A 406-nucleotide genomic window follows, 5' to 3' on the forward strand; every position below is an offset into this window, starting at 1 on the left:
TGGGCATTGGTATCTACACAAGTTTTAGCTTTTCGTAGACTGCACTGGATGGAATTAATCTTCCGCGGATGGAGCCGCGGCTGCAACGTCGGTACTTGCAACTGGTGCAAGAACACATGAAATCTGCTAACAAAAACGCGGCCGGACCATCGCTCAAACCGGGAGAAAACCAAGCGTTCTCCGCGACCCAGGCAACTTGGCGGTTCCTATCCAACCCCAACGTGACGCTGCTCGATTTGATCGAGCCATTGCGAGAGGTGGGCCGACAAGCCGCTCAACTTTCGCCTTCTGATTATGTGCTCTTGGCTCACGATTGGTGCAAAATTGACTACAAAAGCCACACATCAAAGAAAGATCTTCGCCAAATCACTCATGAACACGACATCGGCTACGAGATGTCGACCTC

Annotated in this window: 1 pseudogene; it reads left to right on the forward strand. The window is 51.2% G+C overall.

Annotation, left to right across the window (positions count from 1 at the left end):
• Positions 1 to 116: 116 nt before the first annotated feature.
• Positions 117 to 406: pseudogene (locus FYC48_RS28730) on the forward strand (IS4-like element ISPpr4 family transposase); the annotation flags it as partial.

It is taken from the genome of Roseiconus lacunae, from assembly GCF_008312935.1.
Lineage (GTDB): Bacteria > Planctomycetota > Planctomycetia > Pirellulales > Pirellulaceae > Stieleria > Stieleria lacunae.